The organism is Lamprobacter sp., assembly GCF_034860625.1.
Taxonomy (GTDB): domain Bacteria; phylum Pseudomonadota; class Gammaproteobacteria; order Chromatiales; family Chromatiaceae; genus Lamprobacter.
The window spans coordinates 1-1261 of sequence record NZ_JAYESN010000546.1 but is presented as its reverse complement, the minus strand read 5'-3'; the positions used below and the strand labels follow the sequence as shown (position 1 = coordinate 1261).

General features: G+C 62.9%; 2 protein-coding genes and 1 pseudogene. All 3 read right to left on the bottom strand.

The window, feature by feature from the left end:
• Positions 1–180 (bottom strand): annotated as a pseudogene (locus VBE63_RS29660) (glycine dehydrogenase); the annotation flags it as partial.
• Positions 181–186: 6 nt separating this feature from the next.
• Positions 187–579: a glycine cleavage system protein GcvH gene (gene gcvH / locus VBE63_RS29655; protein WP_323686556.1), complete on the bottom strand. Its 393-nt coding sequence runs from the start codon at positions 577–579 to the stop codon at positions 187–189.
• A gap of 381 nt (positions 580–960) precedes the next feature.
• Positions 961–1261: glycine cleavage T C-terminal barrel domain-containing protein (locus tag VBE63_RS29650; RefSeq protein ID WP_323686555.1), on the bottom strand; the 301-nt coding region annotated here is incomplete at its 5' end.

Here is a 1261-nt window from a genome sequence, read left to right as displayed (position 1 = left end):
CCGCGCGCGCGCTTGCAGGAGTTGCGTCACCTCCATCTCGCTCAGGCCAGCGGGGACGCCGTCGAGTCCCTGGGCGCGGAGTTCGGCGGGGATCTCATCGAACAGCGCCTCGATGCTGTCGACACCGATGGCGTCGAGCATGGTGGCGATGTCCTCGTCGGTGTGCGGGATGAAGGGCATGGAGGTTCAGCCCTCGTCAGCCAGGAGTTGCTCGTAGCCGCCGGCGTCCATCAGGTCGTCGAGCTGGCTCGGGTCTGAGAGCTTGAGCTGAAAGATCCAGCCCTCGCCGTAGGCATCCTCGTTGATCGTCTCGGGCGCGCCATCGAGCGCGTCATTGGCGCCGACGACCTCGCCGCTGAGCGGGCTGTAGATGTCCGACGCCGCTTTGACCGATTCGACCACCGCGCAGGCGTCCTTGATCGCCACCTGCTTGCCGATCTCCGGCAGCTCGACGAAGACCAGATCGCCGAGGGCGTCCTGGGCATGATCGGTGATGCCAACGGTGACGGTGCCGTCGCCGTTGTCTTTCACCCATTCATGGGACTCGGTGTATTTCAGCTCTGTAGGGATGCTGCTCATAAAGGACTCCAGACGGATCGCGTCGCAAAAAAGGCGGCGGCTGTTGGCGATATGGCACGAGGAGAGCGTGCTCTCGAGCCGGTGTTGTTTTAGGTTTGGCGTGCTGAAAACGCGCACTGCCGTTGTGTCTCGCTCCGGGTTAACAAGTCGCAGTGGTGCATCTTTGAACGACGAAACATGTGAATAGCGCTGACTTGGTCGATATGGAACGGAAATCCTGCTTCCTGTTGTATCGTTCATCGAGTTCGTCGTTTGTTTCTGTTCACCGTCATGCTCCGGTTGTTACTGAACCGCGCATGACCGTGAAACAAGCGCTTCATCCTCCGGGTTGGCGATGCGCGATGGACGTTTGACGCTGTGCGAACATGCCCGTTCGGCCCCTTATTCAAGTGCGATAAGCGCTTTGCCATGGCGCACGAACGGCGGTTTGACAACCCGCGCGGGCACTGCCTTACCGCGGATGTCGACTGTGCACTGATCGCCGATTCCGGGCTGCACCCGCGCCAGCGCGATGCTGCGCTGCAAGGTTGGCGAGAAGCCGCCCGAGGTCACCTCGCCGACGGGTTGACCGTCGACGAGCACCGGCTGATGGCTCCTGAGCACGCCGCGCCCGGTCAGCAGCAGGCCGACGACAGCGCGCCGTTCACCGCTCGAGCGCTGCGCCTCGAGTGCCGCGCGGCCG